General features: G+C 36.3%; 2 protein-coding genes. One reads left to right on the forward strand and one right to left on the reverse strand.

The features are described from left to right. Positions 1-88 precede the first annotated feature (88 nt). Complete coding sequence (locus tag IE212_RS34415; protein ID WP_229864727.1) at positions 89-745, reverse strand: RepA protein; 657 nt, start codon at positions 743-745, stop codon at positions 89-91. Between the two features lie 380 nt (positions 746-1,125). Here IE212_RS34415 and IE212_RS35720 point away from each other — a divergent pair. Next, positions 1,126-1,373 (forward strand): AbrB/MazE/SpoVT family DNA-binding domain-containing protein (locus tag IE212_RS35720; protein WP_373301481.1); only part of this gene is annotated, 248 nt, incomplete at its 3' end.

Below are 1,373 nucleotides of genomic sequence, written 5' to 3' on the forward strand. Positions count from 1 at the left end.
TCTCCGGTGGTATTTTTTTTCTTATCCCCCTCCCGTCCCCCAAAGGGGGAGCACACAAAGACAAACCCTGCCTTCACTCAATGGAGTGTTACAGTTCATCAAAACCAAGTGATAACTGTCGTTTCTCTGCTTCTTCTTTCTTTTGGGCAGCTAAAGTCTTTTTCCGAACGTATGTTTTTGTAAATGAAACCCTATCCCCATTAAAGACAATCAACGGATTAATGAACCAATTATATTCGTTTGGACCTCTTGCTATGATTTCACTTTGTACGAGCTCTGCCAATCCTTTGTATATGGCTTTGTCTGATTTGTATTGGGTGTATTCTAAGCATTTTCGCCTATCGAAAATTATCATATCATTCTTAGGCTTCATGCAAGTTAGAATATACCCGAAAACCCGAATAGCTGATTGTGATAGATTGAAAAAAGCGGCAAAATTCGCAAGGTATAGTTTTGCAAATTGCTCTTCATCTACTTCTATTTGTCGGATAAACGAGGTTTTGAATACTTCTCCTGTATCTGTATCAGCAACAGCAACTACAGCTTTTTTATCACTTCCCGTACTACTTTTGTATTTCTTAACAACGTGATTTTCAATCCCTTCAATTGCTTGTTTCATAAAGGGGTTTTCTTCGTTTTTTTGAAAATCGGTTAATTTGAGTACTTTCTTATTTTCCATAAACATTCTATTTAGGCAAATTTGACTTTCTATATATCGGTGAAAAAGTATAATTTGATTTTCCACAAAGGAATATTTAAATTTCCATTAATACAATAAAAAAGCAAAATATATTTTCCTTTTTAACATCTAATAGGAAAGAGTGACTTTCTAATATGGAAAATCAGATTTTCCAATATGGAAAATACCCTATATTGAGTATCAACTACTTAACTTATTCTATTTCTTAAGTTCTTATTATACCCTAAAAACGGCATATAATCAACTACTTAAAAAATCATCGGTCGGGGAGCGCTGCACGGCAAGGGGGTGCACCAACACTCCCGACGAGTGCAGCCATTGACAGGGTTCTCGGTGAAAATGGAAAAAAGTTGTTTTTCCTTTTGTTATTGTTATAACTTTACATATATTTGTATCGTGATAATCAATTATAAAGTTATAACATTATGGTAACGAATATTATTCAGATTGGAAACAGCAAGGGGATAATACTTCCTTCCGAAGTATTGAAACAGTTGCGTTTGTCCTTGAAATCGGCTGTGAGCATTTCTTTGGACGGGAACAATATTGTGATAAAGGCACAACCACGGCAGGGATGGGCGGAAGCTGCCAAACGTGCCCATGAGAATGGGGATGATGAGTTGCTTATCCCTCATGTGTTTGAGGATGAAAAGTTTGAGGATTGGACATGGTA

The sequence above is a fragment of the Streptomyces djakartensis genome (genome assembly GCF_014651075.1).
Taxonomy (GTDB): Bacteria; Actinomycetota; Actinomycetes; order Streptomycetales; family Streptomycetaceae; genus Streptomyces; species Streptomyces djakartensis.